Raw genomic sequence first — 13,510 nt, 5'->3', positions numbered from 1 at the left:
AAAAAACTTTTGCACAGGAAGTGAAACCATGGCTTTTTTTAAAGAAGAAATCAGTAAGGAGGATTTTGAGAAGTATCAGATTGGGCGTTACCGCGAGCGGATCCCTACTGGCTTTCGCCCTGGTGACGACTGGGCAGTTGACCGTGAAAGAAATATATACCTCATGATCATTTCCATCAGCGGACGTGAACCTGAATACTTTGGTTTAAATACAATTTTATTCTTTTTTGATGGCGATGTTTACATTGCAAACATATTTTTAGACTTGAATAAAATAGGGGAAAAACATTGGTCACTCCATTGGAGACAGCATTCATGGCGTACTGTTCCCTATTTCTCTTGTAATAAAAATGATAGGGGATCAATGCGTGACGTTGCATTAGCACTTAAAGAAGCACTGTTGGTTTATCGTCTAAGAGGTGTCGATAGCAATTACGATGCAATATTAGATATTACTTTTGATTTCTAATTAAATTTTTTACCTCCCTAAAAACAAGGAATATTTATGGATTTTATATCGGCTGATCAAGCACTCGAACTGTTAAAATCCAACCCGGAAAATTATACTACGCCAGATTCGATACGCGGCTTAATAAGCCGGGTACATATGAATACACCGGGCGAAATAACCCTTCTTTACAGTGGGTACTATACTGACGGTGGTCTCCCAACCAGCGCCAATGGCATTGTTCAGGCGATGGCGCATCGAAGCGTTTTATTGCCGAAACCGTCGGTGAAGTTCGTACGGTACCGCCAATGCCCGCAATAACCGCCTACATACCTAAATCAAATAGTAGCCTGCTAAACAATAGATTAAATACATATTAAATAAGTCGTTCCTTCAATTTAATCCCCCAAATTAATTGCACCCGATCTCTGTTCTGGAAAATAGTGATCACTGGCATTTCCTTTTTTGAATTGAAGATATTAAGTGGCATAATGTGAATCAATATTTATTATCAGTAAAGGATAACATCATGGCTTTTGTCAAAGAAGAAATCAGTAAAGAGGATTTTGAGAAGTATCAGATTGGGCGTTACCGCGAGCGGATCCCTACTGGCTTTCGCCCTGGTGACGACTGGGCAATTGACCGTGAAAGAAATATATACCTCATGATCATTTCCCTAAGCGAACGTGAGCCTGAATACTTTGGTTTAAATACAATTTTATTATTTTTTGATGGCGAGGTTTATATTGCGAAAGTATTTTTAGACTTGAATAAAATAGGCGAAAAACATTGGTCACTCCATTGGAGAGAGCATTCATGGAGTTTTGTCCCCTATTTTTCTTCTAATAAAAATGATAGAGGATCAATGCGTGACATTGCATTAGCACTCAAAGAAGCTTTGTTGATTTATCGCCTAACGGGTGTCGATAGTAATTACGATGCAATATTAGATATAACTTTTGATTTTTAATCAAAATTTTCACACCCCCTAAAACAAGGAATGTTTATGAACTTTATATCGGCTGATCAAGCACTCGAACTGTTATAATCCAACCCGGAAATTATACTACGCCAGATTCGATAGCGGACTAATGAGCCGGATAGATTTGAATACACCGGGCGAAATAATCCTTTTTAACAGCGGGTATATACTGACGGTGGTATCCCAACCAGCGCCAATGACATTGTTAAGGCGATGGTGCATCGAAGCGTTTTGTTGCCGAAACCGTCGGTGAGGTTCGTACGGTACCGCCAATGCCCGCAATAACCGCCTACATACCTAAATCAAATAGTAGCCTGCTAAACAATAGATTAAATACATATTAAATAAGTCATTCCTTCTATTTCTCCCCCCAAATTAATTGCACCCGATCTCTGTTCTGAAAAATAGTGATCACTGGTATTTCCTTTTTTTTGAATTGAAGATATTAAGTGGCATAATGTGAATCAATATTTATTATCAGTAAAGGATAACATCATGGCTTTTGTTAAAGAGATAATCAGTAAGGAGGATTTTGAGAAGTATCAGATCGGTCGTTACGACGAGCGGATCTCTAATGGTTTACACCCCGGCTCAGAGTGGGCAATTGACCGTGAAAAAAATATATACCTCATGACCATTTCCTTAAGCGGACGTGAGCCTCAAGATTTTGGTTTAAATACAATTTTATTCTTTTTTGATGGCGAGGTTTATATTGCAAAAGTATTTTTAGACTTAAATAAAATAGGAGGAAAACATTGGTCACTCCATTGGAGAGAGCATTCATGGAGTTATGCCCCCTATTTTTCTTGTAATAAAAATGATAGAGGATCAATGCGTGACGTTGCATTAGCACTCAAAGAAGCTTTGTTGATTTATCGCCTAACGGGTGTCGATAGTAATTACGATGCAATATTAGATATAACTTTTGATTTTTAATTAAAATTTTCACGCCCCCCTAAAAACAAGGAATGTTTATGGACTTTATATCGGCTGATCAAGCACTCGAACTGTTAAAATCCAACCCGGAAATTATACTACGCCAGATTCGATAGCGGACTGATGAGCCGGAAAGATTTGAATACACCGGGCGAAATAATCCTTTTTAACAGTGGGTACTATACTGACGGTGGTATCCGAACCAGCGCCAATGACATTGTTAAGGCGATGGTGCATCGAAGCGTTTTGTTGCCGAAACCGTCGGTGAAGTCCGTACGCTAACCGCCTACGCAGAACATGGCCGCACCTTTGATTTGGTGGAATTACCTGGGGTGTTGCGTAACCCAACATTACCTATATTGATGGGGTTAATAATTCATTACTGCTGAACCATTACAACACGCTACTCGCCAATGGGAATAATAATGACGCGACGAGAGGTGCTATTTTTGACGCCGTAACCGCCCGCTCCTACGATGCCTCTGCCTCATTGCATTATAACGTCGCCAATTTTGTAAATGCGGTCTCAAAAGTTAGGGATAATCACCCTCAAAAAGGGCAGTAAACAGTTTTCACCAATGCAAAATCTCGATGATGTTTTTTTAATCGATGACGTCGTCGACTCAAAATGGACGCTGACCGTGATCGCCGCATTATTACAACAAGCCGGGAGCGGCTGTGTTTATCCAGTTGCTCTCGACTGGCTCAAACGCGCTGAAAATGAAGGTGCCGTTAAAAAGTTGCTTAAGCCAGTGCGCTACCAGTTTATGAATCCCGACTGACACAGAACTTCAGGTCAGCCGATACTCATCACACTCCTTCAACAAAAAACTTCTCGCCAGCGGCGGGTCAGCATCAAATTATTTGCTGCTCGCCGTCGCGGTTTGCGGCATCTCACACTTCTTTCCGGCTAAAAATCCTGCTGCAAAATATTCGGCGCTCACCGGAAAATCATTTCGCTGTCACCCTTTCATCGCCTCTCTATACTTGCGCACAGGTACTTCTTTTCCCCACATCGGATGTTCAGGAGAGTAACGATGACTACGCATCAATTTCAGGCAGAACCCTTCCCGTTAGCCTTTGACCCGCAAACGACGGCGTTAGTGATGATTGATATGCAACGCGATTTCGTTGAGCCCGGCGGGTTTGGCGAAGCGCTGGGCAATGACGTGTCGAAAGTCCGCATAGCGATTGCGCCCTGCAAAAAAGTGCTGGACGCCGCCCGCGCGCAGGGAATGCTGGTCATTCATACCCGCGAAGGCCATCGCGCCGATCTGAGCGATTGTCCTCCGGCTAAACTGACCCGTGGCGGCCAGACGTTTATCGGCACCGACGGTCCGATGGGTCGCATTCTGGTGCGCGGCGAAGCCGGTCACGACATCATTCCTGAGCTGTATCCGGTTGCCGGTGAGCCGGTTATCGATAAGCCAGGCAAAGGCGCGTTTTATCAGACAGACCTGCATCTGGTGCTGCAAAACCACGGCATCAGAACCCTGATTGTCTGCGGTGTGACTACCGAGGTGTGCGTCACCACCACCGTGCGCGAGGCCAATGACCGTGGCTTTGAATGCATTATTCCTCAGGACTGCGTCGGATCTTATTTCCCGGAGTTCCAGAAATCCGCGCTGGAAATGATTAAAGCACAGGGCGCGATTTTCGGCTGGGTCAGCGACGCGAACGCCATCATCAACGGCTTAAAGGCATAACGTGCAACTGCCCGTGGTTTCGCTCGGCTATCTGGCTAAAGACCGCCTCGCGCAGCCGCTGACGGCGCACAGCCGTTTTCAGCATGCAATGAACCTGATGGCGGATGACGGGCAGTTACTGACGCTGCTCGATGCCAGCCGCTACCCGAATTTGCCGGATGCCATCCGGGTTCAGCTTCCACACGGCTGGGACTGGCGGCGAATGACCGGCGAATTAACCGGGCTGGAGCACGCAGAAATCTGGCAGCCGCAGATAACGCCGGTGCCACCCGAACAGCGGCCACAACACTACGCCACGCTGGTGAAAGCGCTGATCAGGCAGCCGGTGGAAAGTGAACTGATGCTGCTGCCCGGCGGTGACAGCACGAAGCGCCAGCCACATATTTTTGCGCAGGACAGCGCAGAAAAGCTGACGTTTCAGGTGTTACGGCTGATCGGCTTCGGCGGCGGGCTGACGCCGGACGGCGACGATTATTTGCTCGGTTATCTGGCCGGATTGTGGCGCTGGCAGACGGCGCCGCGCATCGCCCGACATTACCGGCTGATGCAGGAGATCATCGCCAGCCATCTGACGCGCACCAACGATATCAGCGCGCATTACCTGCGCCGCGCGCTGGACGGGCATTTCTCTGAGCCGCTTTGTGACCTGCTGATGCTGCTGGCCACACCGGCCAGCGACGACATAGTGCACAGCGCGGCGCAGAACGTCATGCAGTTTGGTGCCAGTTCAGGCACTGACTGTCTGGCAGGCCTTCTGCACGGAATGCGCACGCTACAGACCACGTTGTAACTCACTCTTTTTCTCTTCATGCCGGTTGCCCCCTGCGCGCCGGCAGGGGATCCCTTTGCCTGAAAAAACAGGCAGTAAGCACAGGTATTAGTTATGAGTGTCATTTCTCAGGTTTTCAGCAATATGTATCAGGACTCGGTGTCGCTGATGCAAATCTCCGCCAACATCAGCAAACAGCCGGGTATCGAACAGGCCTCTGTGGTGATGGGCACGCAAACCAATCTGGCGCAGCTGGCGGATGCCGGTCTGGGTCAGGAGATGAAAGCCGGTCCAAACGATTTGATTATTGCGGTCAAAGGCGATGAAGCGGCCTGTCAGGAAGCGATGACGCTGGCGCGCGAACTGCTCAGCAGCAAACCGCAGGAAGCCGCCACAGACGGCGTTTTCGCGCCAAATCTGGTGAGTCTGGATATGGCGCTGGAACGCCATCCCGACATCAATCTGGCGCTGATTTCCGTGCCCGGTGATTACGCCGCCGCCGAGGCGATTAAGGCGCTGCAACTGGACATGAACGTGATGCTGTTCAGCGATAACGTCAGTCTGGCGCAGGAAAAGCAGATCAAAACGCTGGCGCGCGAAAAGAACCGGCTGGTGATGGGGCCGGACTGCGGCACCGCAATCATCAACGGGATGCCGCTGGGTTTTGCTAACGTTGTGAAACGTGGCGCGATCGGCGTGGTCGGCGCGTCCGGTACCGGCGTGCAGGAAGTCACCTGCCGCGTGGATCATCTCGGCGCGGGGATTTCTCAGGCGCTCGGCACCGGCGGCCACGACCTGCATGAAGAGATCGGCGGCATTTCCATGCTGCACGGCCTGAACATGCTGGCAGGCGATCCGGATACCCAAGTGATTGTGCTGATTTCCAAACCTCCGGCCCGCGCCGTCGCCGAACGCATCCTGCAACAGGCCAGCGCCTGCGGCAAGCCGGTGGTGGTGAATTTCCTCGGCGCAGATGCGGCAGATATCGCCCGCGATCGCGTTTTCCCGGCAACCACTCTCGCAGACGCCGCTGATAAGGCAGTGGCGCTGCTCGACGGCAGGCCATCCGTGACGGCTTTCGGTGAAATCATCCGCCCTGAGCAATGCCACGCCTTACCGGCGACGCGCACCGATATTCGCGGCGTCTTTGCCGGAGGCACCTTCTGTTATGAAAGCCAGCTGATTTGTCAGCAACAGGGTTTTCACGCCGCATCCAATACGCCGGTTACCGGCAACAAAAAACCGGATGATGTGTGGCGCAGCCGCGGTCACACCCTGATCGACATGGGCGACGACGATTACACCCGTGGCAAACCGCACCCGATGATCGATCCGACGCTGCGCAATCAGCGCATTGCCGCCGAGCTCAGTGATCCGCAAACCGCCGTTCTGCTGTTCGATCTGGTGCTCGGTTATGGCGCGGCCACCGAACCGGCAGCGGAATTACTGGAAATTCTCGCACAGCATCCGCGCGATCAGCGCCCGCTGCTGGTCGCCCACGTCTGCGGCACCGAAGCCGATCCACAACAACGTTCACGTCAGATCGACGCATTGCGCCAGGCAGGTGTGATGGTTGCTGAATGCAACGCACAGGCCGCGCTGTGGGCCAGCCAGATTGCCCGCATTCAGGCAGAAAAGAAGGGAGAAAAATAATGAATACGTTACTTAATCAGCCACTTTGCGTGGTCAATGCCGGTCTGAACAGCTTTGCTGAAAACCTGAAGACCGCCGGTGGCGACGTGGTGCCGCTGAGCTGGCAGCCGCCTGCGCTGGGCGATATCGCTGCCGGTCTGAGTCTGGCGGAATTGCTGCGCCATCCGCTGGTCGAAAAAGCCAACGACGTGGCGTTTGCCCGCTATCTCAGCGCGCAACCGGCGCTGGTGGATGTGCTGGCCGCGCGCGAGGCCATTCCGGCCATGAGCGAACGCAAACTCATTCTGCACTCCGGCCCGCCGATTGCCTGGCAAGACATGTGCGGCCCGGTGAAAGGGGCGATTATCGGCGCGGTGATTTACGAAGGCTGGGCAACCGGTCATCAGAATGCAGAGCAGATGATTGAAGCGGGCAACATTGCGCTCGAGCCTTGTCACCACTATCACGCGGTCGGTCCGATGGCCGGTATTATCAGCCCGTCGATGCCGCTGTGGGTGATTGAAAACAAAACCAACGGCAAACTGGCATTCAGCAATTTCAACGAAGGTCTTGGCAAAGTTTTACGCTTTGGCGCCAATAACGAAGAAGTTCTGGATCGTCTGCGCTGGATGGCTAAAGAGCTGGCTCCGGCGATGAAAGCGGCGGTGCTAAAACTCGGTGAGATGGAACTGAAACCGCTGATGGCGCAGGCGCTGCACATGGGCGATGAAGTGCATAACCGCAATGCGGCAGCCACCGGTTTGCTGATCAAGCGTCTGGTTCCGGCGCTGCTGGAATGTAATCTTCCCGCTGAACAGCTTCAGCGCTGCGTGGCGTTTATCACCGGTAACGATCACTTCTTCCTCAATTTGTCGATGGCGGCCTGTAAGGCAATGATGGATGCGGCGGCGGACGTGCCTTACAGCTCGATGGTCACGGTGATGGCGCGTAACGGCGTTAACTTTGGTATCCGTCTTTCCGGCACCGGCGACCGCTGGTATCAGGCTCCGGCCAATCCGGTAGAGGGCCTGTTCTTCCCCGGTTACGGCGTGGAAGATGCCGCCGCCGATCTGGGCGACAGCGCGATCACCGAAACCGCCGGTGTCGGCGGCTTCGCGATGGCGTCGTCTCCGGCCATCGTCAAATTTGTCGGCGGCACGCCTGCGGATGCCTCCAGTAACAGCCGCAAAATGCAGCTGATCACTCTCGGTGGCAATCCGGCATTTACCCTGCCCGCACTGAACTTCGCGCCGACGGCGGCAGGCATCGACGCCCGTAAAGTCGCCGACCGCGCCATCCTTCCGATCATCAATACCGGTATCGCCCACAAACTGGCGGGTGTCGGCCAGATTGGCGCGGGGATCACTACCGCACCGATGTCCTGCTTTACCGATGCACTTCAGGCGCTTTCTCAGGAGATCCCGGCATGAACACACCTTTAGCCGTGGTGGCCGTCGGCGGAAACGCGCTGATCGCCGATGAACACAAAAACAGTATTCCCGATCAGTATCAGGCGGTGATTGAGAGCGTGCGTCCGGTTGTGGACATGATTGAAGCGGGCTGGGACGTTGTGCTCACGCATGGCAATGGCCCGCAGGTCGGGTTTATTCTGCGCCGTTCGGAGCTGGCTGCCGGTGAAGTGGCGCCGGTGCCGCTCGATTACGCGGTCGGCGATACGCAGGGTGCGATTGGCTATATGTTCCAGAAAGCCCTGCTGAACGAGCTGCAAAAACGCGGCATTTCGCGCCCGGTCGTGGCGCTGGTGACGCAAACGCTGGTCAGCGCGCAGGATCCGGCGTTTCAAAATCCGGTTAAACCGGTCGGTGCATTTATGGATGAAGCGACCGCCCGCCAGCGTCAGCAGGAGCTCGGCTGGAGCATCGCCGAAGACGCCGGACGCGGCTGGCGCAGAACCGTGCCTTCGCCACTGCCGCTCGACATTCTGGAGCGCCAGACCCTCAGCACACTGCTGGCACAGGGCTGCATTGTGATTGCCTGCGGCGGCGGCGGCATCCCGGTGGTACGCGATGAGCATCAGCAACTGACGGGCGTGGAAGCGGTGATTGATAAGGATCTGGCGTCAGCGCTGTTAGCGGAACAACTCGGTGCGGATTTACTGCTGATCCCGACCGGCGTGAAGCAGGTCGCCGTGAATTTTGGCACGCCGCAGCAGCAATGGCTGAGCAATCTCAGCGTGGAACAGGCCGAAACGTTTATTCGCGAAGGGCAGTTTGGCGCGGGCAGCATGCAGCCGAAAGTCGAGGCCATCGTGAAATTTATCAACAACAGCCAGCAACAGGGAAAACACGCCAAAGGGCTGATCACCAGCCCGGAAGCGATTAAAGCCGCCCTGAATCATCAGACCGGCACCTGGATTTCACATAATTAAAATAAGGATATCAACATGGAAAACACTATTTTACTGGCAGTGAACGGCACGCTGATGCGCGGTCTGGAACTGAACCCGAACATGACCGGCGCGGGCGGCGTGTTCGTGCGCGAAGACAGCACCGATGCCCATTACCGTTTGTGGACCATCAACGACCGTCATCCGGGGATGATCCGCGTTCAGCAGGGCGGAAACACCGTCAGCCTGGAAATCTGGGCGCTGCCGCCCGCTTCTTTCGCCGCGTTGCTGAGCAGCGAACCGGCAGGGCTGAGCATCGGTAAAGTGAAGTTGCAGGACGGCAGCGAAGTGCTGGGCGTTTTGGCAGAACCCTGGCTGGTGGAAGGACAAACCGACATCACCGCGACCGGCGGCTGGCGCCAGTATACCGGGCATCATCACACCCGCTGAGAGAACGGCCTTCACTGAAAAGGAGTGGGTTATGCGTAAAACAGAAAATGCACCGAATACGGCGTCAGGCCTGCGTATCGCCATGATATTACTGGGCATTGCCGTCACACCGGTTTTGCTTTCTTCATCAAGTTTAGGCAATCAGTTGTCAGGTTCGCAGCTGATTACCGTGGTGGCGCTCGGCGGAATTATTCTCACGCTGCTGGCGGCCATCACCATCTGCGTGGGTGAAAAAGCCCGCCTGCCGACCTACGGCATTGTGAAATATGCCTTCGGTGAAAAAGGCGCGGTGGCGATTAACATTCTGATGGCCGTCAGCCTGTTTGGCTGGATTGCGGTCACCGCCAATATGTTCGGCCATTCAGTCCATGATTTGCTGGCAGAGCATGGGCTGGACGTGCCCGTGCCGCTGCTGGTGACGCTCGGCTGCGGCGTGTTCGTTGCTTCGACGGCGTTCGGTTTTGCGGTCCTCGGCAAAATCGCGCAGGTCGCCGTGCCGGTGATTGCGCTGGTGCTGGTTTACATCCTGTATGTGGCGATGCACGGCCACGCGCCGGTGGCGGAAAGCCTCAGCCAGATGAACACCGGCGTGGCGGTGTCTACCGTGGTCGGCACCATTATTGTGCTGGTCGCGACATTGCCCGATTTCGGCAGTTTTGTGCATAACCGCAAACATGCGCTGATTGCCGCAGCCGCCGCGTTTCTGGTGGCGTATCCGCTGCTCTACTGGGCCGGTGCCATGCCGAGCGCGCTGAGCGGTCAGGGTTCCCTTCTCGGGGCGATGGCTGTTTTCGGCGCGGTGCTGCCGGCGGCGATGTTGCTGATTTTTGCCTGCATCACCGGCAATGCGGGGAATATGTTCCAAGGCACGCTGGTGGTTTCCACCCTGCTGACCCGTTTCCCTAAATGGCAGATTACGCTGGCGCTGGGCGTGCTTGCGGCGATTATCGGCAGCATGGACATCATGGCGTGGTTCATCCCCTTCCTGCTGTTTTTAGGGATCGCCACCCCGCCGGTGGCCGGGATTTATATCGCGGATTTCTTCCTGTACCGTCGCAACGGCTATCAGGCAGAGGTCCTGACCCGCGAGCCACCCATCAAGTTACTGACTTTTGTCGCCTGGCTGCTCGGTTCCGCCGTCGGTTTCATGACGGTAAAAGGCATGATGACGCTCACCACCATTCCGTCAGTGGATTCAATTCTGGTGGCCTGCGTGTGTTATGCGCTGTTTAGCCGGATGCAAAAGCACTGACGGCGAAAAGGGTAAAATACGGCATAATTAAGGAAATCCGTCATGACGACGGGTTTCCTTTTTTTATGGCAGGAGCGCCTTTGTATGCTGATTTCTGATGAAAGTATTCGTATCGTCCATCTGGTCGCGAAATACCAGAGCATTACCACCGCCGCCGATCAGCTGAACAAAGTCCCTTCTGCCATCAGCTATACCGTGAAAAAGCTCGAGGAAAGCCTCGGCGTGGCGCTGTTTATCCGCAAAGGCAATCACATTGAACTGACGCCTGCCGGGCACTATTTTATCCGCCACAGCAAAACCCTTTTGAGCGATCTCGATGCCCTGAAACGCAACACCGCCCTTATCCATGAAGGCGTCGAGCAGGAATTTATCATCGCGGTGAATAACATCGTGCCGGTGCCTGTGCTGGTGGATTTTATCAGTGCCTTTGAGCGGGCATTTCCCTCGACGCGGCTGTCGCTGAACGTTGAGGTCTACAACGGCTGCTGGGACGCGCTTTACAGTAAACGGGCCGATCTGGTGATTGGCGCGCCGCATAACGTGCCGGGCAGCGAAGGGGTGGTCACCGAAAGTCTCGGCCAGCTGGAATGGGATTTTGTCGTCGGCCCGCAGCATCCGCTGGCAACGCTGATGCAACCGCTGACCAACGCCGAGCTGCGGCAGTATCCGGCGGTGTGCATTCGCGATACGGCAGTGAATTTCGCCCATCAGCAGGCGTGGCTGCTCGAGGGGCAAAAACCCTTGTTCGTCCCTGATTTTGCCATCGCCATTTCCCTTATCGAGCGCAATACCGGCATCGGCTATCTGCCTCATCACCTCGCCCTGCCGTTACTCAACAATGGCCGGCTGGTGAAAAAACCGATGCAGGAACATAAACATGCGACACAACTGTTCCTCGCCGCCCGCTCCGACGGCATGGGCAAAGTCTGCCAGTGGTGCCTCGATTATCTGCTGGAAGCGGGCGTTAAGGGGGAATTGTGCGGGAAGTGAAACCGGGTAGGGTGTTTCAATCTGACGAAAAAAGTCGCAATTCATCTTTCGCGGAGATCAAAGCTTTGTTTCGTTATTTAGAAGCAAATATCGTCAGGCTCAATGCTGAATGGGAGAAAATCCATGGCACCAATGACACGATTTGAAGCGGCGTTGAAACGGGGGGAACAAACGGCCAATGACCCTTCCCGCCCGGTTTCAGTCGAATATCGTCCAGGGCAACATGCTTTTATGATCATGCACGGCAATGGCGTCGGCTATCTTATAAACATTGATCTCATTGAAGAACTTCAGTTCGCCACGCAAGAACAGCTTAACAGCGCAGAGGTGGATGGTTTCAGCAAAGCACTGCGCATTCCGGCATGTGATGTGGACATCTACCTTCCGGGTTTACTGGCAAAAATTCTCTTTGACGCCAGCGATTTACAGAAAATTGTCGCCTCGATCAACGGCGCCATGCGCAGTGCTGTTAAAGCCAGCACCAGCCGGGAGAATGGCAAAAAAGGCGGACGTCCGCGTAAAAATGCAGAGTTAAGTTAATGCCCAAAATCAAAAGTCAGGAAGCGCTGGTACGCCAGCGTATGCGCGGGGTCATACTGGCGGTGCTGGTGATGGTTATCGCGGGGTGTTACCAGTGGTGGAAACAAGGGAAACTGATTTCCGAGCAGTGGAGCCCGAACAAAGAGTATGTGGTGCGCGAATATAAGACCTTCGATTTTATCCCGCGCATGACCATGCCGGGCGATGGCGGCCATTACTCAGGCTATATGCGGGTGTATAACCGCGACGGCAAACAGTTTTATGAAGAGTATTCCGACCTGCTCGACTTTATCGAAGGCCCGTTCTGGGCGAAGGAAGGCGTGTACTGGATGGGCAATGAAAATCAGGACATCGTGCGCCTGCCGACGTCGCCGGTGGAGTAAATCGCAGACACAAAAAAGCCGCGACAATGCGCGGCTTTTTTTTTATTTTCAGGCGTAATGGCGGACCATTAGCTCCTGATTTTGCGGTAGATAAACAGTACGACAATCGCACCGATCACCGCGACGACGAAGCTGCCGAAGTTGAAACCGTCTACGCGACCAAAGCCGAAGAAAGTACTGATGTAACCCCCGACCACAGCACCGACCACACCCAGGACTACGGTCAGAATGAAACCACCGCCATCTTTGCCCGGCATGATCCACTTAGCCAGAATACCTGCAATAAGACCAAAGATAATCCAGGATAAAATTCCCATTTTCGACTCCTCCGAATAAATTTCCGCTACCGTGAATATTGTTCAGCCAAGTCGGCCAAACAAATGCAGAATGATTGAAATCCTGCGGTTTGGGTGGCAGGTTTACTTTCATACCCCACGCACAACCCGTTTCTGATACTACCCTGAAAGCGTAGCACTCTTTAGACAAACCCGCCAAAAATCAGCAGGAAGGAGAAAACAGCAGCAAAGATGGGTGTTTTTACAGTCTGCGTCAGCATTATCGCGGTTTCGTCAGTTGCCCGCACAGGGACGTAAAATTGCGTAAAAAGTAGACCAAATATTTTGAATGACTTACTCAAATCAATCCGTTTTTCATCTCTGCGCATCAGGCTTATTATGCATCCATCGAAAGGCAACCACCTTTCAATCACATAAACCTGAATGGAATACACATCATGAAAAACGTCAAAATTTTTGCTGTAGCTGCAACCCTCTCCCTGATTTCTTTCGGTAGCTTCGCGGCTCAGCAGGTGAATCAGCCCTCTGGTGACATGCAGAAAATCGGTGTTATCTCCGCTGCCAACTCAACCACCCTGAGCGGCCTGGAAACCAAACTGTCAAAGCAGGCGAAAGAAGCCGGTGCTTCTTCTTACCGCATCATCTCTGTGACCGGTAACAACAAACTGCACGCTGACGCTGAAATCTACAAATAATCTCCTGCGATAAAACCCTCTGAAAAGCCTGTGGAAGTCTGACTTCCACAGGCTTTTTTGTATTTACCTCTCCATCTTCAGATT

At 52.8% G+C, this 13,510-nt stretch carries 15 protein-coding genes and 1 pseudogene; 15 read left to right on the top strand and 1 reads right to left on the bottom strand.

Annotation, left to right across the window (positions count from 1 at the left end):
* Window positions 1-28 precede the first annotated feature (28 nt).
* The 14 genes and pseudogenes from ED901_RS21595 to ED901_RS21525 all read left to right on the top strand — a co-directional run bounded on the left by ED901_RS21595 (window position 29) and on the right by ED901_RS21525 (window position 12,435).
* Window positions 29-469: a hypothetical protein gene (locus tag ED901_RS21595; RefSeq protein WP_122097188.1), complete on the top strand. Its 441-nt coding sequence runs from the start codon at window positions 29-31 to the stop codon at window positions 467-469.
* A 508-nt stretch (window positions 470-977) separates the two neighbouring features.
* Entirely contained in the window at window positions 978-1,418 is a 441-nt protein-coding gene (locus tag ED901_RS21585) for a hypothetical protein (RefSeq protein ID WP_122097186.1), read from the top strand.
* A 507-nt stretch (window positions 1,419-1,925) separates the two neighbouring features.
* Window positions 1,926-2,366 carry a hypothetical protein gene (locus ED901_RS21580; protein ID WP_122097185.1) on the top strand — a complete coding sequence of 147 codons (441 nt, stop codon included), beginning with the start codon at window positions 1,926-1,928 and terminating at the stop codon, window positions 2,364-2,366.
* 511 nt (window positions 2,367-2,877) lie between these two features.
* Window positions 2,878-3,148: pseudogene (locus tag ED901_RS25260) on the top strand (hypothetical protein); the annotation flags it as partial.
* A gap of 255 nt (window positions 3,149-3,403) precedes the next feature.
* Window positions 3,404-4,072, top strand: coding sequence for a cysteine hydrolase family protein (locus tag ED901_RS21570; protein WP_122097184.1), 669 nt, complete (start codon window positions 3,404-3,406; stop codon window positions 4,070-4,072).
* A gap of 1 nt (window position 4,073) precedes the next feature.
* The gene (locus tag ED901_RS25255) at window positions 4,074-4,862 is read left to right on the top strand and encodes a DUF2877 domain-containing protein (protein ID WP_205965131.1); all 789 of its coding nucleotides are present in this window, start codon (window positions 4,074-4,076) and stop codon (window positions 4,860-4,862) included.
* Between the two features lie 93 nt (window positions 4,863-4,955).
* A complete protein-coding gene (gene fdrA / locus ED901_RS21560) occupies window positions 4,956-6,494 on the top strand; it encodes an acyl-CoA synthetase FdrA (RefSeq protein ID WP_122097183.1) in 1,539 nt (512 codons plus the stop codon).
* Window positions 6,494-7,903, top strand: coding sequence for a DUF1116 domain-containing protein (locus tag ED901_RS21555; protein ID WP_122097182.1), 1,410 nt, complete (start codon window positions 6,494-6,496; stop codon window positions 7,901-7,903). The genes fdrA and ED901_RS21555 overlap by 1 nt, the downstream gene beginning before the upstream one ends.
* Complete coding sequence (gene arcC, locus ED901_RS21550) at window positions 7,900-8,862, top strand: carbamate kinase (protein WP_122097181.1); 963 nt, start codon at window positions 7,900-7,902, stop codon at window positions 8,860-8,862. The genes ED901_RS21555 and arcC overlap by 4 nt, the downstream gene beginning before the upstream one ends.
* A gap of 15 nt (window positions 8,863-8,877) precedes the next feature.
* Window positions 8,878-9,270: a hypothetical protein gene (locus ED901_RS21545; protein ID WP_056775786.1), complete on the top strand. Its 393-nt coding sequence runs from the start codon at window positions 8,878-8,880 to the stop codon at window positions 9,268-9,270.
* A 31-nt stretch (window positions 9,271-9,301) separates the two neighbouring features.
* Complete coding sequence (locus ED901_RS21540) at window positions 9,302-10,522, top strand: cytosine permease (RefSeq protein ID WP_122097180.1); 1,221 nt, start codon at window positions 9,302-9,304, stop codon at window positions 10,520-10,522.
* 84 nt (window positions 10,523-10,606) lie between these two features.
* Window positions 10,607-11,512, top strand: coding sequence for a LysR substrate-binding domain-containing protein (locus ED901_RS21535; RefSeq protein ID WP_122097179.1), 906 nt, complete (start codon window positions 10,607-10,609; stop codon window positions 11,510-11,512).
* A 123-nt stretch (window positions 11,513-11,635) separates the two neighbouring features.
* Window positions 11,636-12,052 carry a DUF2442 domain-containing protein gene (locus ED901_RS21530; RefSeq protein WP_122097178.1) on the top strand — a complete coding sequence of 139 codons (417 nt, stop codon included), beginning with the start codon at window positions 11,636-11,638 and terminating at the stop codon, window positions 12,050-12,052.
* Complete coding sequence (locus ED901_RS21525) at window positions 12,052-12,435, top strand: hypothetical protein (protein ID WP_056775791.1); 384 nt, start codon at window positions 12,052-12,054, stop codon at window positions 12,433-12,435. Before ED901_RS21530 ends, ED901_RS21525 begins: the two co-directional genes overlap by 1 nt.
* Before the next feature lie 68 nt (window positions 12,436-12,503).
* Here ED901_RS21525 and ED901_RS21520 read toward each other — a convergent pair whose 3' ends face one another.
* Window positions 12,504-12,752, bottom strand: a complete 249-nt coding sequence (locus ED901_RS21520; RefSeq protein WP_056775793.1) for a GlsB/YeaQ/YmgE family stress response membrane protein — start codon at window positions 12,750-12,752, stop codon at window positions 12,504-12,506.
* A gap of 416 nt (window positions 12,753-13,168) precedes the next feature.
* On the opposite strand from ED901_RS21520, the gene ED901_RS21510 reads away from it, so the two are divergent.
* Window positions 13,169-13,426 (top strand): YdgH/BhsA/McbA-like domain containing protein, encoded by a 258-nt coding sequence (locus tag ED901_RS21510; RefSeq protein ID WP_122097176.1) that lies wholly within the window; start codon window positions 13,169-13,171, stop codon window positions 13,424-13,426.
* The last annotated feature ends 84 nt before the right edge of the window (window positions 13,427-13,510 follow it).

The sequence above is a fragment of the Rahnella sp. Larv3_ips genome, from assembly GCF_003697865.1.
GTDB classification, from domain to species: domain Bacteria; phylum Pseudomonadota; class Gammaproteobacteria; order Enterobacterales; family Enterobacteriaceae; genus Rahnella; species Rahnella rivi.
This window is presented reverse-complemented; position numbering and strand designations above follow the sequence as displayed.

Excerpts from the sequence above, each read along its gene's own strand:
- ED901_RS21595 (WP_122097188.1), top strand. The coding sequence starts at position 29 with ATGGCTTTTTTTAAAGAAGAAATCAGTAAGGAGGATTTTGAGAAGTAT.
- ED901_RS21545 (WP_056775786.1), top strand. The coding sequence starts at position 8,878 with ATGGAAAACACTATTTTACTGGCAGTGAACGGCACGCTGATGCGCGGT.
- fdrA (WP_122097183.1), top strand. The coding sequence starts at position 4,956 with ATGAGTGTCATTTCTCAGGTTTTCAGCAATATGTATCAGGACTCGGTG.
- ED901_RS21525 (WP_056775791.1), top strand. The coding sequence starts at position 12,052 with ATGCCCAAAATCAAAAGTCAGGAAGCGCTGGTACGCCAGCGTATGCGC.
- ED901_RS21510 (WP_122097176.1), top strand. The coding sequence starts at position 13,169 with ATGAAAAACGTCAAAATTTTTGCTGTAGCTGCAACCCTCTCCCTGATT.
- ED901_RS21570 (WP_122097184.1), top strand. The coding sequence starts at position 3,404 with ATGACTACGCATCAATTTCAGGCAGAACCCTTCCCGTTAGCCTTTGAC.
- ED901_RS21535 (WP_122097179.1), top strand. The coding sequence starts at position 10,607 with ATGCTGATTTCTGATGAAAGTATTCGTATCGTCCATCTGGTCGCGAAA.
- ED901_RS21555 (WP_122097182.1), top strand. The coding sequence starts at position 6,494 with ATGAATACGTTACTTAATCAGCCACTTTGCGTGGTCAATGCCGGTCTG.
- ED901_RS21520 (WP_056775793.1), bottom strand. The coding sequence starts at position 12,752 with ATGGGAATTTTATCCTGGATTATCTTTGGTCTTATTGCAGGTATTCTG.
- ED901_RS21580 (WP_122097185.1), top strand. The coding sequence starts at position 1,926 with ATGGCTTTTGTTAAAGAGATAATCAGTAAGGAGGATTTTGAGAAGTAT.
- arcC (WP_122097181.1), top strand. The coding sequence starts at position 7,900 with ATGAACACACCTTTAGCCGTGGTGGCCGTCGGCGGAAACGCGCTGATC.
- ED901_RS21585 (WP_122097186.1), top strand. The coding sequence starts at position 978 with ATGGCTTTTGTCAAAGAAGAAATCAGTAAAGAGGATTTTGAGAAGTAT.
- ED901_RS21540 (WP_122097180.1), top strand. The coding sequence starts at position 9,302 with ATGCGTAAAACAGAAAATGCACCGAATACGGCGTCAGGCCTGCGTATC.
- ED901_RS21530 (WP_122097178.1), top strand. The coding sequence starts at position 11,636 with ATGGCACCAATGACACGATTTGAAGCGGCGTTGAAACGGGGGGAACAA.